At 42.9% G+C, this 23,644-nt stretch carries 22 protein-coding genes, 1 tRNA gene and 1 other annotated feature; of the genes, 5 read left to right on the plus strand and 18 right to left on the minus strand.

The genetic code is table 11. The annotated features are described in order from the left end of the window. Nucleotides 1–23: 23 nt before the first annotated feature. The 4 genes from ilvN to ACZ42E_RS09530 form a co-directional block, all read right to left on the minus strand. A complete protein-coding gene (ilvN, locus tag ACZ42E_RS09515) occupies nucleotides 24–512 on the minus strand; it encodes an acetolactate synthase small subunit (protein ID WP_464892094.1) in 489 nt (162 codons plus the stop codon). A 5-nt stretch (nucleotides 513–517) separates the two neighbouring features. Beyond that, complete coding sequence (gene ilvB / locus ACZ42E_RS09520) at nucleotides 518–2,200, minus strand: biosynthetic-type acetolactate synthase large subunit (protein WP_464892095.1); 1,683 nt, start codon at nucleotides 2,198–2,200, stop codon at nucleotides 518–520. 140 nt (nucleotides 2,201–2,340) lie between these two features. After that, nucleotides 2,341–4,002, minus strand: a complete 1,662-nt coding sequence (gene ilvD / locus ACZ42E_RS09525) for a dihydroxy-acid dehydratase (protein ID WP_464892096.1) — start codon at nucleotides 4,000–4,002, stop codon at nucleotides 2,341–2,343. 89 nt (nucleotides 4,003–4,091) lie between these two features. Next, nucleotides 4,092–4,336: a binding site (T-box leader), on the minus strand. A 62-nt stretch (nucleotides 4,337–4,398) separates the two neighbouring features. Then, nucleotides 4,399–6,399: a hypothetical protein gene (locus ACZ42E_RS09530; protein ID WP_464892097.1), complete on the minus strand. Its 2,001-nt coding sequence runs from the start codon at nucleotides 6,397–6,399 to the stop codon at nucleotides 4,399–4,401. 237 nt (nucleotides 6,400–6,636) lie between these two features. Between ACZ42E_RS09530 and ACZ42E_RS09535 the strand changes: the two genes are divergently transcribed. The 3 genes from ACZ42E_RS09535 (at nucleotide 6,637) to ACZ42E_RS09545 (ending at nucleotide 8,680) form a co-directional block, all read left to right on the plus strand. Then, on the plus strand, nucleotides 6,637–7,734 hold the full coding sequence (locus ACZ42E_RS09535) for an HD-GYP domain-containing protein (RefSeq protein ID WP_464892098.1): 1,098 nt from the start codon (nucleotides 6,637–6,639) through the stop codon (nucleotides 7,732–7,734). A 15-nt stretch (nucleotides 7,735–7,749) separates the two neighbouring features. Next, nucleotides 7,750–8,313, plus strand: coding sequence for a pyruvate kinase alpha/beta domain-containing protein (locus ACZ42E_RS09540; protein ID WP_464892099.1), 564 nt, complete (start codon nucleotides 7,750–7,752; stop codon nucleotides 8,311–8,313). 205 nt (nucleotides 8,314–8,518) lie between these two features. Continuing rightward, on the plus strand, nucleotides 8,519–8,680 hold the full coding sequence (locus ACZ42E_RS09545) for a hypothetical protein (protein WP_464892100.1): 162 nt from the start codon (nucleotides 8,519–8,521) through the stop codon (nucleotides 8,678–8,680). Between the two features lie 24 nt (nucleotides 8,681–8,704). Here ACZ42E_RS09545 and ACZ42E_RS09550 read toward each other — a convergent pair whose 3' ends face one another. From ACZ42E_RS09550 to ACZ42E_RS09560, 3 genes are all read right to left on the minus strand, one after another. After that, nucleotides 8,705–9,406, minus strand: coding sequence for a DUF421 domain-containing protein (locus tag ACZ42E_RS09550; protein ID WP_464892101.1), 702 nt, complete (start codon nucleotides 9,404–9,406; stop codon nucleotides 8,705–8,707). A gap of 119 nt (nucleotides 9,407–9,525) precedes the next feature. Next, on the minus strand, nucleotides 9,526–11,505 hold the full coding sequence (locus tag ACZ42E_RS09555) for a methyl-accepting chemotaxis protein (RefSeq protein ID WP_464892102.1): 1,980 nt from the start codon (nucleotides 11,503–11,505) through the stop codon (nucleotides 9,526–9,528). 202 nt (nucleotides 11,506–11,707) lie between these two features. Beyond that, nucleotides 11,708–12,166 carry a spore coat protein gene (locus tag ACZ42E_RS09560; protein ID WP_464892103.1) on the minus strand — a complete coding sequence of 153 codons (459 nt, stop codon included), beginning with the start codon at nucleotides 12,164–12,166 and terminating at the stop codon, nucleotides 11,708–11,710. A gap of 154 nt (nucleotides 12,167–12,320) precedes the next feature. Between ACZ42E_RS09560 and ACZ42E_RS09565 the strand changes: the two genes are divergently transcribed. Then, nucleotides 12,321–12,677, plus strand: coding sequence for a hypothetical protein (locus tag ACZ42E_RS09565; protein ID WP_464892104.1), 357 nt, complete (start codon nucleotides 12,321–12,323; stop codon nucleotides 12,675–12,677). A gap of 57 nt (nucleotides 12,678–12,734) precedes the next feature. On the opposite strand, the gene ACZ42E_RS09570 is transcribed toward ACZ42E_RS09565, so the two are convergent. From ACZ42E_RS09570 to argH, 5 genes are all read right to left on the minus strand, one after another. After that, on the minus strand, nucleotides 12,735–14,072 hold the full coding sequence (locus ACZ42E_RS09570; protein WP_464892105.1) for a CoA-disulfide reductase: 1,338 nt from the start codon (nucleotides 14,070–14,072) through the stop codon (nucleotides 12,735–12,737). Nucleotides 14,073–14,333: 261 nt separating this feature from the next. Continuing rightward, nucleotides 14,334–14,408: transfer RNA gene (locus ACZ42E_RS09575), tRNA-Thr, on the minus strand. 60 nt (nucleotides 14,409–14,468) lie between these two features. Continuing rightward, on the minus strand, nucleotides 14,469–14,645 hold the full coding sequence (locus ACZ42E_RS09580; protein WP_464892106.1) for a hypothetical protein: 177 nt from the start codon (nucleotides 14,643–14,645) through the stop codon (nucleotides 14,469–14,471). A 36-nt stretch (nucleotides 14,646–14,681) separates the two neighbouring features. After that, a complete protein-coding gene (locus tag ACZ42E_RS09585) occupies nucleotides 14,682–14,966 on the minus strand; it encodes a hypothetical protein (protein WP_464892107.1) in 285 nt (94 codons plus the stop codon). Then, on the minus strand, nucleotides 14,959–16,344 hold the full coding sequence (gene argH / locus ACZ42E_RS09590) for an argininosuccinate lyase (RefSeq protein ID WP_464892108.1): 1,386 nt from the start codon (nucleotides 16,342–16,344) through the stop codon (nucleotides 14,959–14,961). Before argH ends, ACZ42E_RS09585 begins: the two co-directional genes overlap by 8 nt. 189 nt (nucleotides 16,345–16,533) lie before the next feature. On the opposite strand from argH, the gene ACZ42E_RS09595 reads away from it, so the two are divergent. Further along, nucleotides 16,534–17,685 carry an esterase/lipase family protein gene (locus ACZ42E_RS09595; RefSeq protein ID WP_464892109.1) on the plus strand — a complete coding sequence of 384 codons (1,152 nt, stop codon included), beginning with the start codon at nucleotides 16,534–16,536 and terminating at the stop codon, nucleotides 17,683–17,685. Here the strand turns inward: ACZ42E_RS09595 and ACZ42E_RS09600 are convergent. From ACZ42E_RS09600 to ACZ42E_RS09625, 6 genes are all read right to left on the minus strand, one after another. After that, nucleotides 17,682–18,776 carry an alpha/beta fold hydrolase gene (locus ACZ42E_RS09600; protein ID WP_464892110.1) on the minus strand — a complete coding sequence of 365 codons (1,095 nt, stop codon included), beginning with the start codon at nucleotides 18,774–18,776 and terminating at the stop codon, nucleotides 17,682–17,684. The two genes, ACZ42E_RS09595 and ACZ42E_RS09600, sit on opposite strands and share 4 nt — an antisense overlap. Then, nucleotides 18,776–19,225, minus strand: coding sequence for a MaoC family dehydratase (locus tag ACZ42E_RS09605; protein WP_464892111.1), 450 nt, complete (start codon nucleotides 19,223–19,225; stop codon nucleotides 18,776–18,778). The genes ACZ42E_RS09600 and ACZ42E_RS09605 overlap by 1 nt, the downstream gene beginning before the upstream one ends. 47 nt (nucleotides 19,226–19,272) lie before the next feature. Further along, nucleotides 19,273–19,815: a hypothetical protein gene (locus tag ACZ42E_RS09610; protein ID WP_464892112.1), complete on the minus strand. Its 543-nt coding sequence runs from the start codon at nucleotides 19,813–19,815 to the stop codon at nucleotides 19,273–19,275. A 123-nt stretch (nucleotides 19,816–19,938) separates the two neighbouring features. Beyond that, nucleotides 19,939–20,292 carry a phasin family protein gene (locus ACZ42E_RS09615; protein WP_464892113.1) on the minus strand — a complete coding sequence of 118 codons (354 nt, stop codon included), beginning with the start codon at nucleotides 20,290–20,292 and terminating at the stop codon, nucleotides 19,939–19,941. A 412-nt stretch (nucleotides 20,293–20,704) separates the two neighbouring features. Then, nucleotides 20,705–21,418 carry an anaerobic ribonucleoside-triphosphate reductase activating protein gene (locus ACZ42E_RS09620; protein WP_464892114.1) on the minus strand — a complete coding sequence of 238 codons (714 nt, stop codon included), beginning with the start codon at nucleotides 21,416–21,418 and terminating at the stop codon, nucleotides 20,705–20,707. 6 nt (nucleotides 21,419–21,424) lie between these two features. After that, nucleotides 21,425–23,545 (minus strand): ribonucleoside triphosphate reductase, encoded by a 2,121-nt coding sequence (locus ACZ42E_RS09625; protein ID WP_464892115.1) that lies wholly within the window; start codon nucleotides 23,543–23,545, stop codon nucleotides 21,425–21,427. Between the last annotated feature and the right edge of the window lie 99 nt (nucleotides 23,546–23,644).

A 23,644-nucleotide genomic window follows, 5' to 3' on the forward strand; every position in this document is an offset into this window, starting at 1 on the left:
TTCCTCCTTAATATTTATTTTTGTTAACTTCTGGCGCCACCTCTAACCATGGCTATTTTCCCGGTTCTAACCAGCTCTATTATGCCAAAAGGCCTTAATGAATCTTCAATAGCTTCTATCTTTTCAGAATCGCCTGTTGCTTCTATTATAAGGCTGTCCCTCCCTATATCTACTATCCTGGCTCTGAAAATCTCAACAATCTGCAGTATTTCTGCCCTCACTGTAGCATCAGCCTTAACCTTTATAAGCATCAGTTCTCTTTCTACCGCTTTTTCTTCTGATATATCAACAATCTTTATAACATCAATCAGCTTGTAGAGCTGTTTGGTTACCTGTTCAATAATCCGGTCATCTCCGCTTACCACTATGGTCATGCGGGAAATATCCGGGTTTTCGGTTTCTCCTACTGCCAAACTTTCAATATTATAACCCCTGCGCCTGAACAGGGTGGCTACCCGGGTTAATACCCCCGGTTTATTTTCTACCGTAACGGCCAGTATATGTTTTTTCATCTCTATCAGTCACCCCCTACCATCTCCAGCAATGATTTGCCAGGAGGCACCATGGGATATACATCAGCTTCCCTTTCTACCCAGAAATCTATGACTACAGGACGGTCCTTGACCTCCAGGGCTTTTCTTATCGCGCTTTCTACCTCAGCAGAATCTTTAACCCTCATGCCTACTGCTCCATAGGCTTCTGCCAGTTTGACAAAATCCGGCTGATGGCTTATATCTGTATAAGAATAGCGCCGGTTATAGAAAAGTCCCTGCCACTGCCTTACCATGCCCAGATACTGATTATTCAGTATGCATATGATAACCGGCAGTTTATACTGGACAGCAGTGGCCAGTTCCTGAATATTCATCTGAATACTCCCATCCCCAGCTATATCAAAAACTGGCCAATCAGGCCGCGCTACCTTGGCTCCAATGGCAGCCGGGAATCCAAAACCCATAGTCCCCAATCCCCCGGAACTTATGAAAGTACGGGGATACCTGAACTTATAATACTGGGCAGTCCACATCTGGTTTTGCCCCACTTCGGTAGCTATTATAGCTTTTCCATTAGTAATCTCTGATATTTTCTCTATTATATGCTGGGGCATAATCCTTCCTTCGGAAGGGGCCCCATAGGTTAAGGGATATTCATCTTTCCAGCGGTCTATCGTCTTATGCCATTCACTGTATTCCTCTACCGGCTCAAGCCTTTCATTTATCGCCCGCAGGACTTCCTTTACCTGTCCTACTATAGGTACATGGGCCTCTACATTCTTTCCAATTTCGGCAGCATCTATGTCGATATGAATTACCTTGGCCCGGGGAGCAAAAGCATCCAGTCTGCCGGTAACCCGGTCATCAAACCTTACTCCAGCGGCTATAATCAGATCGCTTTCGGAAATCGCATAATTGGCATAACGGGTTCCATGCATGCCCAGCATGCCTAAAGAGAGATAGTGCTGGGAAGGGAAAGCCCCCAGGCCCATCAAAGTGGTAGTAACCGGTATTTTCCTTTTTTCTGCCAGCTCTATAAGCTCTGAAGAAGCATCGGAAGTTATCACTCCTCCACCGGCATAAATAACCGGCCTTTCAGCTTTCTCTATAAGCTCTACAGCCAGCTTTACCTGTCCCATGTTATACCCTTTCATAACCCGGTAGCCTCTTATGTTGATTTCTTCCGCAGTCGGCTCATATTCGATTTCCCTGTCCATTACATCTCTTGGCAAATCCACTACTACTGGCCCCGGACGGTTGGTACGGGCAATGTAGAAAGCCTCCTTCACCACCCTGGCTACATCTTCGGTCTTTTCCACCAGATAATTATGCTTGGTTATCGGCAGGGTAATTCCTGTTATATCTGCTTCCTGAAAAGCATCCTTTCCTATAAGATGGGTAGCTACCTGCCCTGTAAAACAAACCATCGGTATGGAATCCATATAAGCAGTCGCAATCCCGGTAACCAGATTGGTAGCTCCCGGCCCGGAAGTAGCTATACATACCCCTACCTTTCCGGTTGCCCTGGCATAGCCATCAGCAGCATGAGCAGCCCCCTGCTCATGGCGGACCAAAATATGCCTTATCTTGGAATGGTAAAGCGCATCATATATAGGAAGAACTGCTCCCCCTGGATAGCCAAAAATAGTATCTACCCCTTCTTCTTCCAGGCAGCGCAGCAGAATTTCCGCCCCTTTAAGCTTCATAGATTCACCTCCGTTTTTTTAAATAAAATTATGCCTTTTTGATGTTAATCCTCAATTAACTAAATCTTAAAAATCATCGCAAAACTTATATTTTACAAAAAAAGCAGGCTAATATGCCCGCTTTTTGTGGTTTAACCGCTTTATTTCCTGAAAACAGCACCCGTACTTGCTGATTCCACCATCTGGGCATATCGCTTCATATATCCGGTTTTTATTTTGCTCTCCGGCTCTTTCCATCTGGCCCTTCTTGCCTGCAAAGTTTCTTCATCTACCAGAAGTTCCAGCTTACAGGCAGGTATATCGATACGGATAATATCCCCTTCTTCCACCAGGGCAATAGGCCCACCAGCAGCAGCCTCCGGAGATACATGGCCTATCGAAGCTCCCCTGGTAGCGCCGGAAAAACGTCCATCGGTTATAAGGGCTACATCCCTATCCAGACCCATACCTGCCACTGCCGAGGTAGGAGTAAGCATTTCCCTCATGCCTGGCCCTCCTTTAGGCCCTTCATAGCGTATAACAATGACATCGCCCTTACTTATCCTTCCACCCAGTATAGCTTCCACTGCTTCTTCTTCTGAATCGAAAACCCGTGCTCTCCCTTCGTGCTGCATCATTTCCGGAGCTACCGCCCCTTTTTTGACTACTGCCCCTTCAGGGGCAAGATTGCCGAAAAGTATGGCCAATCCACCACTTTCACTGTGTGGACTATCTATCGGCCTTATCACTGAATAATCCAAAACCGGAGTATTCTTTATGTTTTCCCCTACAGTAAAGCCGGTAACCGTAAGACAATCAGTCTTTATAAGCCCTTTTTTGTTAAGCTCATTATAAAGGGCAGAAATCCCTCCTGCTCTGTATAAATCTTCCATATGATGTTCCCCGGCCGGGCTTATCTTGCACAGATGAGGCGTAGTCTGGCTTATCCGGTTAAAAAGGTTTAAATCAATCTTTACTCCCGCCTCATGCGCAATAGCCATAAGGTGCAAAACGGAATTGGTAGAACATCCAATAGCCATATCCAAACGGATAGCATTGTAGAAGGCATCTTCGGTCATGATATCCAGCGGTTTTATCCCTTTATAAAGAAGCTCCATTATCTGCATGCCGGCTTTTTTAGCCAATCTTATCCTTTCCGCATATACAGCAGGAATCGTTCCATTGCCAGGAAGCGCCATGCCTAAAGCCTCCGTAAGGCAGTTCATGGAATTGGCAGTAAACATCCCGGAACAGGAACCACAGGTAGGGCATGCATTTTCCTCCAGTTCATAGAGTTCTTCTTCCGTCATCCTTCCAGCAGCAGCAGCCCCTACCCCTTCAAAAACCTGGGAAAGGCTTACTTTTTTCCCTTTAAAGCTTCCTGCCAGCATGGGCCCACCGCTTATGAAAATAGAAGGTATATTAAGGCGGGCAGCAGCCATCAGCATCCCGGGAACCACCTTGTCACAGTTGGGGATAAAAACTAAAGCATCAAAGGCGTGAGCAGTAGCCATTACCTCAATCGTATCAGCGATAAGTTCCCGGCTGGCCAGGGAATATTTCATACCTATATGGTTCATGGCTATACCGTCACAAACAGCAATAGTGCTGAATTCTAAAGGGGTTCCCCCCTTAAGCCTCACCCCGGCTTTCACAGCCTCTACTATTTTATCCAGATTTATATGTCCAGGCACTATATCATTTTTGGAGTTCACAATCCCAATAAGAGGACGGCTGATTTCTTCATCAGTCAAGCCCAGTGCTTTAAATAGCGAACGGTGGGGAGCTTTTTCCAGTCCTTTTTTGACCCGATCGCTGATCATAAGAATCTCCTCCCTTTAAACCTCAAAGATAGGTTCTATAGTTTATCGCATTGTCTAAAAACTAGGTATAAAAAAACCCTCTCTACCCATTCAGGGACGAGAGGGATTTCCCGCGGTACCACCCTGCTTGTCGCAAAATGCGACCACTCTCCGCACAATAAGGCATGATAACGGACCTTAAAATCCGGCATCACCTACTAAGCCTTTTTTAAAAAGGCCTTTCAGATCGCGGCTCCGGGATGATCCCTTATGAAATATTAATACCAGGTTTTCAGCTACCCCCGGCTCTCTGTGATTAAGTGATTTCATAAGTCTTTCCCTTCACAGCCTGTTACATCGATTCACTTATTTATCTACATAGTATATTTAAACTCCCTTGCCATGTCAATGATTTTTTTATTTTATTTTTTCCCATTTATTTTCCAGCTTGCTCATATAGTCCCTGAATTTTATAATACAGGATTTATTCTGCCAGCTATTCTCGCTCTTCTTCATCTGCTTAAACATATCCCACAGCATTCTCTGTCCCTCCGGACTCTGAAAAGCTTCCCTGGGAGTCATTCCTTTCAAAAGCGGGAGGCTGGATTTTACCCATTTATTTAAATAAAACTCTTTCAATACCATTTCCAGCTGAGGGTAAGAACGCTTAACTTCCGGGGAAAGAACGGCAAAAAGCCCCTCCCTCCTCGTTTCAATGCCAACAAACTCCAGATAGTCACAAACCTTTTCCGCCAGGTCATCCCGCAGGCGGCTCAAATCATCTTCGCCAAAAGCTGATACAGTAAGGTATTCTTCATCCAGTATATATTCAGCCAGGAAAAGAGGTTCCTTTTCATCTTTTTCCAGCCGGTAAAAAATACAGTAATCATTAAGGTCATAAAAATGATCGCTTACCAGAGCCAAAAAATCATAAACCTGACGATAATTCTTTACCAGATAACGGGCAGACAAAAAGCGCATGCCCCCTGAAAAGCTTTTCTCCTCCTCCCTGGATACAGCAATATCTTCAAAACTGGCATACTGCCCCTCTATATAACTGTAAACGGCCATTAAATCAACTTCATACCGGCCTTTAAACTCCAGGGTTTCTTCCAGTTCCCTCTCTATCTCTTCATCCAGCTCATTTAGAAAATCATCATCCAGACATATGATAACCAGTTCATCCCCATTTATAACGATGTCAACTTCGCCTGGACCCAAAAAAGATATCCCGTTATCCCACTCTTCTTCATCATATAGAGGGGAAATCCTCAAATGTATACCCCTGGGCAGTTCTCCTACCACCTTAAGCAGCCTTATCCCTTCCAGCCAAATAAAAAGTTCATCAATATCCGCAATCTCATAAACCAGACAGTAAAAAGCTTTTTTATCAGGTTTAAGGCCAAGGTAAGCATCTGTTCTGCTCCTGTCTGCTATCTGTATATCATTTATCTTCCCTTTCAGGTTTTCATCTTTGTCTACAACAAACACATAATCATATCTATAAATTCCTTCTTTATCCATCAGGCAAAGATGTCCACTAACCTTAACCATATCCCCTTCCAGATAGGCCTCATCTGCTTTGGCTTCCAGCAAAAGATTGCCCGGTATAATAACCGGGGCGAACAATTTTTTGACCTTCTTGAGAGGGAGTTTTTGCCTGTCCAGCACCGAAGCAATATAGGTATAATCTTTCTGTTTCAAGGCATAGAAAAAACTATTTATAAGCTGTGTTGGCATAAGCTCAGGAGAAAGTTTACAGGTAAGGGAATAAACTTCTTCTTCTCCCACCTCTATTTCTGTATCCAGATATTTCTTGTATAAAAATCTGCCGGTAGCGGGACGAGTCATATTTCTCTTATTTACCTCATAAGCCTGCCTAACGAGCAGGCAAACTTCTTTTAAATCCAGCTCTACCATATCCAGAGCTTGACGCCTTTCCGCTTCATACCTTCTTGCCGGCATATCCCCAAGCAGCATAAAACTGTGAATCCCTTCTGTTCCATAAGATAAATAAAAACACTCTATATCAAGACACCTGCTTCCTGTTTGCCAGGCAACCTCCAGGGTTATGCTGCCGCTCTGCCTGCTTAAACTGGCATAAGCTTTATAAAAAGTCCCTTCCCGAAAAGAAATATTATCTACATCACATCCTGCCATGCGGTATTTATTTAATGCCCGCACACATACAGGCTTAAACTCTTCGTCATATTCTTCCAAAAACAGCTTAAAAAATACTGCCAGGTCCTCATCATAAAACAAGGATAATTCTTCCAGCAGATGTTTTTTTATCTCATGGGGAATCTCTCTGGCTACTTCAAGAATCATAAACCTTCCTTCATTGTCATGGACAAATCTCTTTATGTCTGCAACTATTCCTTTCAAAACCGGTTTGGGTAGATATGTCTTTCTCTTCATCTTCAACTCCTGTACATGCTGTAGTGCTAACAAGTAATGTATCATTTTATTCAAGAAATAGCAAACCTGTTATCCTTCTGGTTTTTTATGGTATAAGTTTATTTTTTTACTCTTTATCCTAGAACCAGTTATAAAACGACAAAAAAATAATTTTATGAGCAGGAAATAAAGTATAATGCGAAGAAAATAGCTATTCGTCGCATAAAATGTCTAAAATATTTTTTCTTGAGGGATGTTATGATAAGAATAAGAGTTGAAAATCTAGCCCCTGGCATGATAACCGCCCGCAGCATCTACAGCAGCGATGGCCGTATACTGCTGCATGCAGGCATCGAACTTAACGAAAACTATATCAAACGCCTGCAGAATCTGGGTATAGGTTCGGTATACATAAAAGACGAATTTGACGAACAAATCCCTCTGCCCATAAGAGAGCCTGTATCTGAACAAACACGCATAGAAACGGTAAAAGAAGTAAAAAATGCTTTTGAGGCCATCGAACAGAGCCGCTGTATGAATACGCGCGCCATAAGCAGCCTGGTAAATAAAATATTGGATGAAATCCTTTCCAACAATGATATACTCATAAATCTGTGTGATATACGCACATTTGACGATTACACCTTTAGCCATTCGGTAAATGTATGCATCCTTTCCATTATGACTGGCATCACACTGGGATATCATGATTTAAAACTCAAAGAACTGGCCATAGGTTCATTGCTGCATGACATAGGAAAAGTCTACATCGACAAATCTATACTAAACAAGCCAGATGACCTTACCAGAGAAGAATATGCAGAAATAAAACGCCATACCGAATACGGATTTGAAATACTGCGCAAATATCCAGATATACCTTTACTTTCTGCCCATGTAGCTTTTCAGCACCATGAGCGCTGGGATGGGCAAGGTTATCCCCGAGGCCTTTCCGGGGAAAGTATACACGAATATGCACGGATAGTAGCAGTGGCCGATGTATATGATGCCCTTCTGGCTGACAGGCCCTACCGCCCTTCGTATACTATAAACCAGGCCATAACCATATTAACGCGCATGGCGGGGATTTATCTGGAACAAAGATGTGTAAGCGCACTGCTTAACAACATAGCCGTATATCCTATAGGGACTATTGTAGAACTAAATACCGGCGATATAGGCATAGTAGTCGATGTAAACAAAGAAGCCCCTACCCGCCCGGTATTAAAAATGATTTACAACCGGAGCTCAAGCAGGATATGCAGGCCTTACGAAGTTGATCTTTCCAAATTGACTACGGTAATAATAACCCGCTCCCTTTCCCGGGAAGAGCTGGCAGAAATTATCAAAGGCTGAAAGGAGGCATTTTCCTTGTTTTTCGAAAGAGCAGGAGAACATAATACTGAAGAAACTTTAAAACTGGCTCTGCAAAAAGCAGAAGCAAAAGGGATAAAAGATATAGTAGTAGCTTCCTGCGAGGGAGAAACCGCTGAAAAATTAGTATCCCTGGCCCCAAGCCGCTTTAATATAGTATGCGTAACCCACCACACCGGTTTTAGAGAGCCGGGAGTCAATGAAATGAGCGAGGAAGTAAGAAAAAAGCTTAAAGATCAGGGAGTAAAAGTGCTTACCACCACTCATCTGCTGGCTGGGGTAGATAGAGCTATCCGCAACCATTTTGGGGGAGTATACCCGGCTGAAATAATGGCCCAGACCCTGCGCATATTTGGGCAAGGTATAAAAGTGGCAGTAGAAATAGCTGTTATGGCACTGGATGCTGGTCTTATCCCCTATGGAAAAGAAATAATATCTATCGGGGGAACAGGCAGCGGAGCTGATGCCGCCATAATAATCACACCTGCCCATTCCAATAATTTTTTCGCTACCGAAGTAAAAGAAATAATATGTATGCCAAGAAATAAAAAACAGGAATAAAAAATTTTTTTCTTCGCAAACTAAAATGGGTGATAAAATTGGCAGAAAAAATAATAAGCTTTTTTCTCCTTCTCATTTTAGGAGGCACTTTTGCCTATCTTCTGGCATTTAAGGTAATACCTACTATCTTAAACAAAAAATAAAAATCATCCCCCTGTATCATAATAGGTCTTCAGGCAAAAAATAAGACCAAAGGGGGGATAATATGACCAGATACCGTACAACAGACGGCAGAGAAGATTTAAAAGAAAAATTCCACTGGTTTGGAGCTCTGGCAATACCTTTGGCTTTTATCAACGGATTATATTTCGGCGGTTATGCCCTGCGCAAAATCCGGCAGTACATCGAAGGTGGACCAATGGATTAGCTTCCCTCCCTGGCAAAAGATGGTTCAAGAAGAACCATCTTTTGTTTTATCCAGTACGGCATAAAGCCCTGAACTGGGCTGCCATTCAGCCAGCAAAACCTTTTTTATGTCATCTATACCCTGCAAACTGAGCTCCCTTTCGAGCCAATCCCGGTCAAAGCCAATAAGGGCAAGGTTATCTTCTATAGCCTCTCCATCCAGAACTACCGTTACTGGAAGCTCGGCCGGCTTGCCCGGCAGCTTAAGGTCTGCCAGGGTAGGGGTGCTGTATTCAGGCTTTTTCATGACACTGCATGAACCATCCGGTTCCAGGATAGCATAAGCCACTTCTTTTACTGAAAAAACCCCTTTTTGCCTGAGCAGGTTCTGCAGCTGGTTTATATCCATCTTGTTCTTTCCCAGTTCCTCTTTATCTATTTGCCCGTTTCTTATAACAATAGAGGGGCTATCATCTATATAATACCGGGTTTCGTTAAATTTCAGGGTAATATATTTGGTCCCCAAATGCAAAAGCCCCCAAAAAAAAAGGGCATAGAGTATGTAAAAAACATTAACCTCCGGCTCATAAATAGCTGCCCCTACCAGCTCCCCCAACACAATAGCGGTTATAAAATCTAAAGGGTGCAGCTCTCCTATCTGTGATTTGCCCAAAAACTTTATTATGATCATCAGGGCTATAAAGCCAGCCAGCAGCTCCAAAGTTATGTGCATAAAGTGGTGCAGCAAATCCGATTACCCCTTTATATCCTCTTTTGGCTATTAGTTTATTTAAAAAAGGGTTTCTTATGCATGAAAAAAGGCAGCTTTTCTCTCCTTATGAGAAAACTGCCCTTTTATATTTATTTTTATAATTTAAACTGGTTAATAATATCTTTAAGCTTCCTGCCCAAACTATCAAGTTCCTGGCTTATGTCTTTTATATTCTGTACCGCATTAAGCTGCCCCTGGGTAATAGCAGTAACCTCTTCGGCTGCGGCAGCTGACTCCTGGGTAACCGCCGAAATATTTTCAATCGCCCTGGTTATTTCATCTACCGAAGCAATAACCTCCTCAAAAGCGGCGGTAATATCATGTATGGACTGGTCAATACGATCGGCTCCCGTTTCTATATCTTTAAAGGCAGCTGCACTTTCATTTAAGGAAACTCCCTGTTCGCTTACCAGGTCTGCTACTTCTTTTACCTGTTTTACAGTTCTTTCTACTTCGGCCTGCACTTCCTTGATGATAGCTGCTATATTAAGGGTAGCAGCTGAAGTCTCTTCTGCCAGCTTGCGAACTTCTTCCGCTACCACAGCAAACCCTCTTCCTGCCTCTCCTGCCCTGGCAGCTTCAATAGCGGCATTAAGGGCCAAAAGATTAGTCTGTTCAGAAATACCAGTTATTACCGTAACTATTTCTCCTATTTCCCCGGTCTTGCGGCTCAACTGTTCGATAACTCCAGCCACATTATGGGCAGTAGAAACGGTTTGTCCCATCTTGTCCTGCTGTAACCTCATTATGCCGGTTACCTTGTCAACAATGCCCTTAAAGTTAGCAGACTGGCGGGCTATTTCCTCAGTAGTTTCCCCTACATTCTGCATAGCCTTGTTTACCTGCCTGGCCAGCTCGCTCATCCTGGCGGCATCTTCTGCCTGGGAAGAAGCTGCCCTGGCTACCTGTTCTGAGCTTGAAGCCACCTGCTCTGCTGCTGACTGGGTATCAAGGGCTATACTTACCAGCTGGCTGGAAGTCTGGCTTAGCTCATCCGAAGTCCCCCTGATATCACCGATTATATCCCTTAAATTCTGGCCTAGTTCAATAAACGAACGCTGCAGGATGCCGTATTCCGAAGAGCTGGTCACCTTTATATCCCCCGTTAAATCTTTGCCAGCCAAACGGGAAGTAACTTTGACCATTTCCCATACCGGACGCGCAAAAGCCCCGGAAATGTACCAGATAAAAAGGGCTAAAGCTATAAGAACCAGGGATACCGCAATTATGTTATTCCTTAGCATGATTGCCAAAGGCTCAGCTACTTCCCTGACCGGAATATTAACCCCTACAGACCAGCTGGCAGCTTTAACCGGAGCATAGGCCAAATATTTTTTCTCCCCTTTAAAAGTGTATTCCCCTATACCTGTATTTAAGGCCACCATATCTTTTCCTATATTAGCCATTTCATCTCCCAGCTGGAACTGGTTGAGCTTTAAAATATAGTCCCGGTTAGGATGCGCCACGCAATTGCCCTGGCTGTCTATCATATAGGCAGCTCCGGTTTTTCCCACTTTAATGCTTCCTACCAGTTCTACCAGGGAATCCATTTTAAGGGCGCCGCCTAAAAGGCCTATAATTTTCCCCTCCTGGTTGTAAACCGGCACCACCATGGGAGCCACCATATGGCCTGTAGCTTTGGATATCACTGGACTGGCGATGTTGGCTTCCCCTTTAAGCCCTTTCTTAACATACTCCCGGTCAGAAAGGTCTACATAAGTTCCCCCATCGGTAACTGCTCTCCCATCCGGCCAGATAAAATAAAGGTTATCATAGGCATCTGACTTGGCCTTTTTAAGGTAGCCTATAATCTCCGCATCGCTCATATTTTCATAACTTCCATCTTCCGCCAGCGCCAAAATCTTTAATTCATTAAGCCTTCCTTCCAGAACAGCACTAATCTGGCTGCTGTAACCAGAAGCTACATCTTTAAGGTGATTTTTTATCTCTTCTTCCAGAAGTTTTCTGCCGCTTAGAGTTGCAACCGTCCCCTGTACTACATTGGCTATAATACAGGCCAAAACTACGGAAATAAGGATTTTAAACCGGATGCTCTGGGTAAACTTTAACTTCATTACCTTCCCCCCAAGCTGAACTTATTTTTCGAAACCGTTTATCTTAATCTTTGATTATATTCTCCTTTTTTCTACTTTTTCCTCCTTTCCCCTACAAAAAAAACAGGACTTCTCTCTTACGTTTTAATGCTTTTCTATACAAAAAAGGCACCAAACTTCAGGTTTGATGCCTTTTTATTATAAATACTTGAATTTCTTGTTTTTACTGCGGATTATACATGCCCTTGGCGCTCATATAGGTAAAGATCCCTTCCCCATGCTGCTGTTCTTCTTTCTGAATATGATTTAATATATTGCGTATATTGCTGTCCCGGAATTCAAATATCGCCGTATTATAGGTATCAGATACATACTTCTCCGTCATCAGCATGTCATTGCATAAAGCAGCATCAGAAGGATTGCCAGAGCCTGGCTGTACTCCTCCCTGCAGAGGCGCCAATCCCCCTCCCTGTCCTCCTCCTATTGATGGAAGCTGACCGTTTAAGATCTGGTTAATAGTGTCATAATGCATCTGCTCCTGTTTGGCATAGGCAGCAAAAAGCTGCTTTAACTGGGGATCAGTCGCTTTGTTTGCATATTCATTATACTTCTGTACACATATCTGTTCATGGCTCTTTTGATCTTCCAAAAGCATCTTTTCCTTCTGGGTCAGATTTATCATTTTAAACACCTCCTCTCTCTATTTTGCTTAAAGGCATCCTTTTTATACATCAAGCTTAAAGATATAATTAATAAAAATTGTGATTTTATAAGATTTTTATGTTATCTTTTAATTACAAAAAATTTTAAACAGAAAACTGGGAGAGGGTGTTTATATGTATCAGGTGGAATGCATATTCAAGGGATTTGCCCGTAAAAGCGAAATACTAACCAAAATACCGGTAAACTTTATCAAAAATCCGGATATATTTGTGCAGGAATTTAAGGTAATAACCGAAGAAGCTTCCAAGGTAGGCGAGAACAATGGTTTTGAATACTACGGCGAACTGGGGATTCTCCTTATAATCAAAGAAAACAGCACCCTGATATCGCTTCTAGATGATATAAGCCAGACCATCAACAAACTGGTAACCAAAAACAAGGTCAAAATAATAAGCACCGACATCGGCTTCGAATATTACGATGAGGATGAACAAAAGCCAATTCCCAAACATCTTTTTGAAAAAGCGTAAAAAAAATCCGGCAGAAACTAGGTTTTTCTTCTGCCGGATTTTAACTTTCTTTTTAAATCATGCAAACTGATTTAAGGCTATAAGCAAACCATCCCATACAGGACTTAAAGGAGGCACATATGCTAAATCCATATTTTTCAACTGCTGCACAGTAGCTCCCAAGGTTATCGCAGTAGCAATGACATCTATTTTCTTGCCCGCGCCATTAAATCCAACAATCTGTCCCCCTAAAAGCTTTCCCGTCCCTTTATGGGCTATCAGCTTTATATTTATTTCCCTGTTTCCCGGGTAAAACTCAGCGGCATTCTTGGCCTTGATAAAACTAGTTTCATAAGGCCAGCCTATTTCTTCACATTCCCGACAGCTAAGGCCTGTACGTGCTATTTCCAAATCAAAAACTTTAGTAATAGCAGTGCCAACCACGCCATAAAAAGCCTCATTGCCGCCCGCTGCATTTTCTCCTGCTATACGCCCCTGCTTATTGGCAGTAGGCCCTGAAGGCACATAAACTTCCCTGCCAGTTAGCAAATGGTAAACGGTAGCACAGTCACCAGCAGCGTAAATATCAGGGATATTAGTTTCTTGCTTACTGTTCACCCTTATTGCGTTTTTATAACCTAATTCTATACCTGCTCTAGCTGCCAGTTCAGTATTAGGGACTATCCCTACAGATAAAATAACCATGTCAGTTTCTATATCGCCTTTTTCCGTAATAACTTTTTCTACCTTAATGTCCCCATCAATTTTCTGCACACCTACTTCTGTAACAACATCTATTCCTTTATCCAGCAAATATCCCTTTACCAGTTCAGCCATATCAATATCCATGTTAGGCAGTATATGTTTAGATCTTTCCAGGATCTTAACCTTTATCCCTAATTCAGCCAAATTCTCGGCCATTTCTAAACCTATATACCCGCCCCCAACTATAACTGCTCTTCCAGGCTTTTTCCCTAAAATATACTTCTTTATGCGCAAGCCATCTTCTACATTGCGCAATGTAAATACCCCTTCAAGAAATATCCCTTCCATAGGAGGCACAAAAGCCCTTGCTCCTGTAGCGATAATCAGCCTATCATAATTCACCTTCATCATTTTTTTGTCTGCTGTAGAAAATACAGAAATTTCTTTTTTTTGCGGTATAATTTCCTCTGCGCGATATCCTGTGTGTACTTCTATCCCCTGCTTGACAAAAAAATCCCGATCCCGGGCAAACAATTTATCAACTTCTTTTATCTTATCACCTATAAAATAAGGCAGGCCACAAGCAGCATAAGATATGTATTGCCCCTCAGTAAAAACTTTTATTTCCAAATCAGGATTAACTCTTTTCGCTTTAGCAGCAGCACTCATGCCAGCTGCTACTCCCCCAATGATTACCAGCCTTTTTCCCATAAAAACCCTCCTTCTTCATTATCTATATTTTTAATTATAAATTATCTAATAACTTTGTTCAGTTATTTACACTTTTTTATTTCCAATATCTCCTCTTCTTTAAGATAAGCTCAATAAAGTTTTGTTCCGTTTCCCATATATATCCATATATAAAAAAGTCGCTTTCATGGCAAACCACGCCACGAAAGCGACTTTTATCGACAATTGACTATCAACCATTTTACTTTCCTTATAGAAGTCTAAAATACCTATTTTCAGGACTGGAGCCGATGGCCGGATTCGAACCGGCGACCTGCTGATTACGAATCAGCTGCTCTGCCACTGAGCCACATCGGCTAACTATTCTAACTTTATACAGAGTTAATAATAACAGCTCATTTTATTCTGCGTCAATACTTAATTATTTTTTTTAGCCGCTTTTTCTTCTAGGTAGTAATAACTTGGGTTATTCAATACTATAGCCTGGCAGGCAGGACAAATCTGGTTCAGATATGCTTTACGCCCTGAAATCTGAACCATTTTTTTTAATGTAGCCTCTGGGTAATTTTTACCGCATATGCTGCACTTATCCACAATAATCCTCCCCCTTCTGACTAAAAAGCCTCCACTCTATCCAACATAAGCCTCCATATACTTTATTTCCGCTTCCCAAAGCTCCATAACTTTCCTTAATGCGATATTTTTTACTTCTTCGCTTTCATTTTCCAGCTCTTCCTCTACCAGCCTGGCAAAAGGTATTTTGCGCATCCTGTCCAGAGCGTCGCCTATCTCCACCTGGCAAAAGAAAGCGTTCAAAAGGTTCAGCATATTATAAAAATAAGCTTCCGCCCAGTTCTCAACCTCTTCCCTGTCCGGCACTCCATTTACAGAAGCAAATCTGCTCAAACTATACATTTTTCTTCCCCCCCAGCCACTGTTTTCCTTCCTCAATCGCTGCCTTAACCTGTTCTGGTGCCGGCCCCCCTTTAACCCTGCGGCGAGCTACACACATCCTTACATCTAAAAATCCGTAGACATCTTCCTCAATAAGGGGACACATGGCCTTATATTCCTCTAAACTCAATTCTTCCAAACTTACTCCTTTCTGGATGCAGTACAAAACCGTCCTGCCTACTACTTCATGGGCATCCCGGAAAGGAAGCCCTTTATTTACCAGATAGTCTGCCAGGTCGGTAGCATTAGTAAACCCGCCCCTGGCCTCTTTTTCCATTTTTTCTTTTTTAAATTTAGCCTTTTTAAGCATAGGTTCAAACACTAACAAACACTTTTTCACGGTATCAACTGCATCAAAAACGGCCTCTTTATCTTCCTGCATATCCTTGTTATACGCCAAAGGAAGTCCTTTCATAACTGTAAGCAGGGCTACCAGATCCCCATAAACCCGCCCGGTTTTTCCTCTCACCAGTTCAGCCAGATCCGGGTTCTTTTTCTGGGGCATGATACTGGAACCGGTAGCAAAGGCATCATCCATCTCCACAAAACCGAATTCTTCAGTCGACCAGAGAATAAGCTCTTCCGAAAAGCGGGAAAGATGCATCATAAGTATGCTGGCAAAACTCAAAAATTCCAGGGCAAAATCCCGATCACTCACCGCATCCAGGCTGTTTCTGGTCGTATACCTGAATCCCAGCTGTTCACGCACAAAATCGCGGTCCAGATCAAAAGTGGTCCCCGCCAAAGCTCCAGATCCTAAAGGCATGTAATCTGTCCGCTTGCAGCAGTCTTCCAATCTTTCCACATCCCGGCGCAGCATCTCAAAATAGGCCATCAGGTGATGGGCAAGGCTTACCGGCTGCGCCTTCTGCAAATGGGTATACCCAGGCATTATGGTATCTATATGTTCCTCAGCCAGATTTAACAGGGTTTCCTGGAGGCTTAAAATAAGCCCTTTTATCTCCTTCATTTCATCTTTCAAGTACAGGCGCAGATCGAGGGCTACCTGGTCATTGCGGCTTCTTGCCGTATGCAGCTTTTTGCCTACATCACCTATCTTCTGGATAAGAAAAGTTTCGATATTCATGTGCACATCTTCAGCTTCTACCGTAAAATTAAGCTTGCCTTCTTCCAATTCTCTTTCTATCTCCGCAAGCCCTTTTATTATAAGCTCCTTTTCCTCTTCCTTTATGATCCCCTGTTTGGCAAGCATGGCAGCATGGGCCATACTTCCCCTTATATCCTGCTTATACATACGGCAGTCAAAAGATATGGAAGCATTGAAATCTTCCGTCAACCTATCCGTATTTTTAGTAAATCTTCCACTCCATAACTTCATCTCTGCACCTCAAAACCTTATTTACAAATTATCATTCTATATTATATATCCACCAGCCAGCAATGTACATAATTATAACCTAACTCTATTTTGTCATCCATCTTTTAACTTTACCTGAGGACAGTTCAAGCAATTTCTGGTAAAATTAATCTGATATTATAAAATTCTGGCTAAAGAGAGGGCAAGTTTATGTATAATGACAACTATTACAAGCATGCCGGCAACTATCATTTAAATCCCCGCATTCCGGGCAGGGGGAGTGCCTGCTACTGGGAAAAAATTGAAGTACGTAAGGTGGAAAAATTAAAAGGGGTAAGGGAAAGATTCTGCGAAGTAAATACCCAGGTAGACCCTGATTTTATAAACCTGTTCGGCAGCGATACCCCTTCTTCCGATACTTATCTCCTTCACTACGCGCCAGGCTGGGACAAAAACAAGCTTAACCCTCCAGTTCTCCTTATTCACGGAGCTGGCCTGGATGCCTCATCATTTACCAATATCTACAACCTTGGTTATAAGGGACTGCAGCAGAGGCTGGTCGAAAGGGGGCACCGAGTTTTTGCCATAACTTTTCCCCACTCCCATGGGGATAACTTTATACAGGCAGAAATAATCGCCGATGCGGTGAAACAGATAAATAAAATCTGCCAAACCCATAAGCTTGATCTGGTCGCTCACAGCAAAGGGGGTATAGCTGCTCGCATCTATCTTTCCAATCTGGCTTCTACCCCTTACCGCGGTGATGTAAGGCGCTTTATAATGTTAGGGGTTCCCAACCTGGGAACCGATTATGCTTTCCGTAATCCCACCATATCCTATCTTATTTTTATGGCCGGCGGCAATGGGGTCATCGCCTGGGACAAAATTATCTACCTGGGGAACATGATAGATATTACTCCCCGTTCCATTTATCATGACGGCTGTTTTCCCGGGCAAAGCCAGATTCTGTACAGGTGGGATGACATATATCCGCTGGATACCACCCAGCAGGACTGGTGGACAACCTATTATGGAGGAACTGGATTTATAAGCCATTCACGCGGCATAAAAGCCGCCATAAAAGATGGCGGCTTTCTTATAGACAAGCTGGAAAGCAGAGGAATATCACCTGATATAGAAATTGCTGTCCTGGCAGGCAACAATAACTTTATGGGGGTTATTCCCATACAAACAGCAGTTATGAGTGACGGCATAGTCTTTGTGGACAGTGCTCTTAATACAGAGGGCATGGCTAAAAATGGCGCTAAAGTCCTAGAAAAAACTGTTATGCCTGTAAACCACATCGAACTGCTGTATCTTAAAAATGTAGCCTCCTGGGTGCACAAACAACTGACCGCCTAGGATCTCTGCGCCAGCCAGCCTGCAATAGTCGGGTAAACCTTGTTTTTGGCAACACTTCCAAATACCAGCCCCCCATGCCCTACCGGGAAAAGGTGAAATTCTTTGTCTGTGGAGGAAGAAAGCTCCAGAATAGCCCTGGTCTGATGGGGAAGTACTATATGGTCAGTTTCCCCGGCCAGAACTAAAAGGGAAGCTTTTATATTTTTGAGGTCAACTACCTGCCCCTTTATCCTGAATTCATTCTTTACAAGCTTATTTTCCTGGTAAAACTCTTTTATCCACTGGCGGTAGGCAGCACCCGGAAAATGCACATTGTCATTTACCCATTTGTTCAAGGCTTTCCAGGATCTTATCGAAACCCCTTCTTCTATATTTTTCCACAAACGGGTATAGGTACCCCAGAAATTATTGACCGGTTTTAGCATCTTTACCCCGGTATCGATAAACTCCTTGGGAATAAGCTTATAGGTATCAGCTACCTTGTCCGGATCAAAGCCTGGCGGTTTGAGCCATACGCTGGAAAGCCCGGCATTCTCAAAATCTATAGGTGCAGCAATATATATTATATTCTTGACTTCCGGCCTGCTGTATAAAGCAGCATACATGGTGGTCATGGTTCCGCCCATGCAGTATCCTGCCATGCTCAGGCTTTCAGTTCCTGAAACTTGGCATACCTTTTTTACTGCCCTGGCTATATAATCACACACAAAATCGTCATAGCGCAGGTCCCGATCTTCCCACTGGAATTCTCCCCAGTCCAGAAGGTAAACATCAAACCCTTCTTTTACCAGATGTTCTATAAGGCTCATGCCAGGAGTTAAATCCAGTATATATGCCTTATTAATAAGTGCATATATAAAAAGAACAGGGGTGCGGTATTTTACTTCACCATTAACATAACGATAAAGCTTGGCCTTGTTTTTGCGCCAGATAATATTTTTGGGAGTAAGTCCGGTTTCCGGTTCCGGGTCAAATGACAGTATTTCCAGCCATTTGCGGGTACTTTCAAGCATTCTATCAAAATTTTCCTGCAGCTGTTGCCCAACTTCTTCAGGAGAACCTCTTAATATGCGGATACCTTTCTTGGCCATTACTTAACCCCCTCCCCTTCTTCTTTTATCACATGTTTGCGCGGGGGTATAACTACCGCCTCCCCATCTATCAGTAATTCCCCTTTATGGTTCCAGCAGGTAGTCTTAAGCTTTACCCGGCCTTTTTCCATAAGTTCAATAACCTCAGTTTCCGCCCTTATAGTGTCATTAATATAACATGGCCGCAAAAAGCGCAAATTTTGCGACTCATAGATAGTTCCTGCCCCCGGCATCTGGTTGCCTATTACATTAGAAATAAGCCCTGCCAGAAGCATTCCATGCACAATGCGGGTTTTAAAATGCCCTTTTTTAGCCCTTTCCTCATTGACATGCAGCCAGCTAAAGTCTCCGGTAATCCCGGCATAAAGATAAACATCGGTTTCCGTTATAGTTTTTTCAACAAACCCTTTGTCTCCAACTTTCAGCTCACTATATATATTTTCAATCACTTAATATCCCCTCTTTATCATTTTTGTCGGTTAACCAAAAACCTTCACTATTCTCTTTTTTCTTTCTCCGCCTTACGAGAAGATTTTGACTTTTTTTCTACTTTTTCCGCATCTATTTTGGCCGTTTCATCCAATTCTATATTGCCAAACCTGCTCAAAAGCATATTAACATCCTGCCTTAAAGCTGAAATCTCAGCCTGCAGCTTCTCTTGCAAATTTATCATCTTTAACAGGCTTTCCGCCATCGTCTCAAAATTTTTCAAAAACTCAAACTCCAATACATCTATCTTTTCTTCCATAGAAATAACCAATTCCGCCACTCTGGCTACATCTTTTTTGGACGGCACCGGCACGTGTTCCATATATTTATCCAGGCTCTGGCGTATTACCTTTTCGGTATTTAAGTTGTATTCCAGCACTTTATCCAGATAGTCAACAAAAGTCTTGGTGCTGATAACTTCTTTCATCGCATTGGCCCAGGTTTCTTCCATCCTGAAGTACATCTCTTTCCACAAATCGCTGAAATCTGGCATTAAAATCTCATCTTTTCCCTTTCCAAAACCATTTTTGCCCTTGTTTTCTTCTGGCATTTCGTTACTCCTTTCGGGTAAATTTTCAGATTATTTAAAATCACCCTCAATTAGCAAACAGCGCGGAAAATCAGAGTTAGCTGATATATCCGCGCTTTTTTATTATTTTAAAGCTTTTAAATACTATTTGTCTTCCATTTTCTTTGATAACTCGTCTACCTTTTTCTTTAACTCATCTACAGCACTGACATAAGTCGGAAAATTAGCATTCTCTAACGCTGAAGCGACCGCTTCTTTTACCATATTCTGCAGGTCCATCTGGTTCTTCTTAACCTGCTGCAGCATCTCCTCAATTATCTTGGTACTCTCTTCACGAGCTGTCTTGCGCTGATCCAGATATTTCCTTATCATATTTTCGGCCTGTTCCTGGCTCCAGGACATGCTTCCCAGGGCTACCAGCCACATATCCCAGTACTTCTCCAGGGCAGACTCCAGCATAACAAAAGATTTCTCCATACTCTCCTTGGCATTTAACATAAATAACCCTCCTCCTTAATGCAATAAATATAATACTAATAATAATTTTCTATTATAGTTATCTGAAAATAAGCACCCCCCTTGATCTATTAAAAAATGGAATGGGAAAAAGTTACAAAATTCAACAGAGAGTGATTGAAAAATTTACTAAATACAGGGTGCGAATAATGAAATGACATCAACAGTATATGTGAACTCTATTAATAAAATGACTGCTAATGAAAAGTGTGCGGGAAAAAATAGCAGGAAATAATAGAGAAGATATATGCGGCAAGATTTCTGCTTATACTGCAATAAATTATTCCCCTTTAAGAATATAGTAATATCTCCTCTTCTTTTTAGCAAGCACATTTTGGTAAAAAAATAGTAAATTCCCGGTTAGGTTCTAATTAACCGGAAATTTACCAGGCTTTTAAATATTTGCTATTTTAACCAGTTCCACATACTCCCGGCATTTCAAAGCCATATTCTGCAGCTCTTCGCTGCTGTAAGGCTGAATATGCTGATAACTTCCCTTTAACGCATTCTCAGGGGCAAACTGCTGTAAAGTATATCGGGCAGCACCTCTGATACACTGAGCTATCCTCTCTATATCTTCCTTTTTGTGCAGCCCTGGTACCACCGTAGTCCTGAACTCCACATCTATATCCGCATCCATCAATATTTTTATACTGTTTCTCACCTTCATAAAAAGCTCCCGCGTTATATTCCCACAGGCTCTGGCATAAACGTCAAAATCCAGGGGAGCTTTTATATCCATAGCTATATAGTCTACCAGCCTTTTTTCTATAAGCATTTTCAGCATTTCAGGATTTGTCCCATTAGTATCCAGTTTGACCAGCAAATCATAATTCTTGACCTTCTCTATAAAATCAGGCAAACCAGCATTTAAAGTAGGCTCGCCTCCGCTTATGACCAGGGCATCCAGAAAACCCTGCCTTTCTTCAAGAAAAGCCAAAATCTCTTCTTCCGTGATAAACTTCTTTTCTCTCCTGCTCGGCTTTATCAAAAGGTGGCCATTATGGCAAAAAGGACAGCGCAGATTGCAGCCGTAGGTAAAAACTACCGCTGCAATCCGGTCCGGATAATCAAGTAGGCTCTGTTTTAATAAAGCTGCAAATTCCATCTGACATCAACCCAGCAAAGCTTTATCAAAAGATTTCCGGTTCTGGAACTCTGCCTGCTTGCCTGCATTCCACTGGTCTACCGGCCTTAAATAGCCTACCACCCGGGAGTAGACTTCACAACTAGTCTGCTTGCCTTCAGCTGCACATACCGGGCATACCGGCTTCTTGCCGTTCAAATACCCATGGCTCGGGCATACGCTGAAAGTGGGAGTAAGCGTAAAATACGGCAGATGGAACTGTTCGCATATTTTTTTAACCAGCCTTTTGGCAGCTTCCGGCGAAGGTGCCGACTCGCCCAGGAAAACATGGAATACAGTCCCTCCCGTATAGCGGGTCTGCAGTTCATCCTGCAGCTTTAAAGCCTTAAACAGGTCATCTGTATAATATACCGGGAGCTGGGTAGAATTGGTGTAATAAGGTTCTGCTCCCCTCCTGTATTCTTCCTCATTGGCCACAATTATATCCTTAAACTGTTCCTTATCCTTGCGGGCAATGCTGTAGCTTACCCCTTCCGCCGGGGTAGCTTCCAGGTTATATATGTCACCGGTTTCTTCCTGGTACTGCTGCAGGCGTTCACGCATAAAATCCAGAACTTCTTTGGCAAATTCCATGCCTTCAGGAGTTCCGATATCCTTGCCCATAAAGTTGAGGCAGGCTTCATTCATGCCGATAAGCCCGATAGTTGAAAAATGGTTTTTCCAGTACTGCCCAAACCCTTCTTTTACATTGCGCAGGTAGAACTGGGAGTAAGGATAAAGGCCAGCTTCAGTAAGGTTTTCCAGGGTTTTGCGCTTTATCTGCAGGCTGTTTTTGGCCAAATCCATCACATGTGCCAGCCGTTCAAAGAATTCCTGCTTGCTTTTGGAAAGATAGCCTATACGGCTCATATTTATAGTTACAACTCCAATAGAACCGGTCAAAGGATTGGCTCCAAAAAGGCCTCCGCCTCTTTTCCTCAATTCCCGGTTGTCAAGGCGCAGCCGGCAGCACATGCTCCGCGCGTCTTCCGGCCTCATGTCAGAGCCAATAAAATTGGAGAAATAGGGTATGCCGTATTTAGCTGTCATCTGCCATATTTTATCGTAACGGGGATTATCCCAGTCAAAATCTTCCGTTATATTATAGGTAGGGATGGGGAAGGTAAATACCCTTTCTTCGGCATCCCCTTCCATCATAACTTCCGCAAAAGCCTGGTTAAACATGTCCATTTCTTCCTGAAACTCGCCATAGGTGGCATCCATATACTTGCCGCCTATGATTACCGGCTCATTTTTCATAAATTCCGGCACTTTTAAGTCTAAAGTGACATTGGTGAAGGGAGTTTGAAAACCTACCCGGGTAGGCACATTCATATTGAATACAAATTCCTGCAGACACTGCTTAACCTGCTTGTAGTCCAGGTTATCATAGCGGATAAAAGGAGCCAGCAGGGTATCGAAGTTGGAAAAAGCCTGCGCCCCGGCAGCTTCTCCCTGCAGGGTAAAGAAGAAGTTTACAATCTGCCCCAGTATGGAACGGAAATGTTTGGCCGGCTTGCTGGCCACCTTGCCTCTTACCCCTTTAAACCCTTCCATCAAAAGATCCCTTATATCCCAGCCTACGCAGTAAACTCCCAGTATCCCCAGGTCATGAATATGAAAATCACCGCTTATGTGAGCTTCCCTTATTTCCGGGGGATAAATCTGGTTAAGCCAGTACTGGGATACCAGTATGGAAGAAATGTGAAAATTCATGCCCTGCAGCGAGTAAGTCATGTTGGAGTTTTCTTTTATCCGCCAGTCATTCTTTTCCAGATAATCGGATATAATTTTATTATTGGCCAGAAGCTGGCTTGCTTCCCGCATATCCTGCCTCTGTTTGCGGTAAAGTATGTAAGCCTTGGCAGTTTTGTAATGCCCGTTCTTTACCAGAACCCTTTCTACCAGATCCTGAATATCTTCTACGGTGGCAATCTCATCCCCATTTACATACTGGGCTATTTCCACCACTTTCTCGGTCAGCTCCACCGCCAGGTTATAATCTTTTCCGCCTACTGCCTGCGCTGCCTTCCAGATAGCCTTGGTTATCTTTTCTTTTTCAAACGGAACTATGCGGCCATCCCTCTTTTTAATCTTTGTAATGTCCATTCCTCTTCCTCCTCAGATCAAAGAAGATTTAGCTTGCTTTTTGCCACTATATATTGTGGTCATTTTAATAAACTGCACTATATAGTGTATATCATGGGG

This window comes from Thermosyntropha tengcongensis (genome assembly GCF_055381335.1).

Bases quoted from the DNA above. Each gene is read 5' to 3' on its own strand.
- ilvN (WP_464892094.1), bottom strand. From the start codon at position 512: ATGAAAAAACATATACTGGCCGTTACGGTAGAAAATAAACCGGGGGTA.
- ilvB (WP_464892095.1), bottom strand. From the start codon at position 2,200: ATGAAGCTTAAAGGGGCGGAAATTCTGCTGCGCTGCCTGGAAGAAGAA.
- ilvD (WP_464892096.1), bottom strand. From the start codon at position 4,002: ATGATCAGCGATCGGGTCAAAAAAGGACTGGAAAAAGCTCCCCACCGT.
- ACZ42E_RS09530 (WP_464892097.1), bottom strand. From the start codon at position 6,399: ATGAAGAGAAAGACATATCTACCCAAACCGGTTTTGAAAGGAATAGTT.
- ACZ42E_RS09535 (WP_464892098.1), top strand. From the start codon at position 6,637: ATGATAAGAATAAGAGTTGAAAATCTAGCCCCTGGCATGATAACCGCC.
- ACZ42E_RS09545 (WP_464892100.1), top strand. From the start codon at position 8,519: ATGACCAGATACCGTACAACAGACGGCAGAGAAGATTTAAAAGAAAAA.
- ACZ42E_RS09555 (WP_464892102.1), bottom strand. From the start codon at position 11,505: ATGAAGTTAAAGTTTACCCAGAGCATCCGGTTTAAAATCCTTATTTCC.
- ACZ42E_RS09560 (WP_464892103.1), bottom strand. From the start codon at position 12,166: ATGATAAATCTGACCCAGAAGGAAAAGATGCTTTTGGAAGATCAAAAG.
- ACZ42E_RS09565 (WP_464892104.1), top strand. From the start codon at position 12,321: ATGTATCAGGTGGAATGCATATTCAAGGGATTTGCCCGTAAAAGCGAA.
- ACZ42E_RS09570 (WP_464892105.1), bottom strand. From the start codon at position 14,072: ATGGGAAAAAGGCTGGTAATCATTGGGGGAGTAGCAGCTGGCATGAGT.
- ACZ42E_RS09585 (WP_464892107.1), bottom strand. From the start codon at position 14,966: ATGTATAGTTTGAGCAGATTTGCTTCTGTAAATGGAGTGCCGGACAGG.
- argH (WP_464892108.1), bottom strand. From the start codon at position 16,344: ATGAAGTTATGGAGTGGAAGATTTACTAAAAATACGGATAGGTTGACG.
- ACZ42E_RS09595 (WP_464892109.1), top strand. From the start codon at position 16,534: ATGTATAATGACAACTATTACAAGCATGCCGGCAACTATCATTTAAAT.
- ACZ42E_RS09600 (WP_464892110.1), bottom strand. From the start codon at position 18,776: ATGGCCAAGAAAGGTATCCGCATATTAAGAGGTTCTCCTGAAGAAGTT.
- ACZ42E_RS09610 (WP_464892112.1), bottom strand. From the start codon at position 19,815: ATGCCAGAAGAAAACAAGGGCAAAAATGGTTTTGGAAAGGGAAAAGAT.
- ACZ42E_RS09615 (WP_464892113.1), bottom strand. From the start codon at position 20,292: ATGTTAAATGCCAAGGAGAGTATGGAGAAATCTTTTGTTATGCTGGAG.
- ACZ42E_RS09620 (WP_464892114.1), bottom strand. From the start codon at position 21,418: ATGGAATTTGCAGCTTTATTAAAACAGAGCCTACTTGATTATCCGGAC.
- ACZ42E_RS09625 (WP_464892115.1), bottom strand. From the start codon at position 23,545: ATGGACATTACAAAGATTAAAAAGAGGGATGGCCGCATAGTTCCGTTT.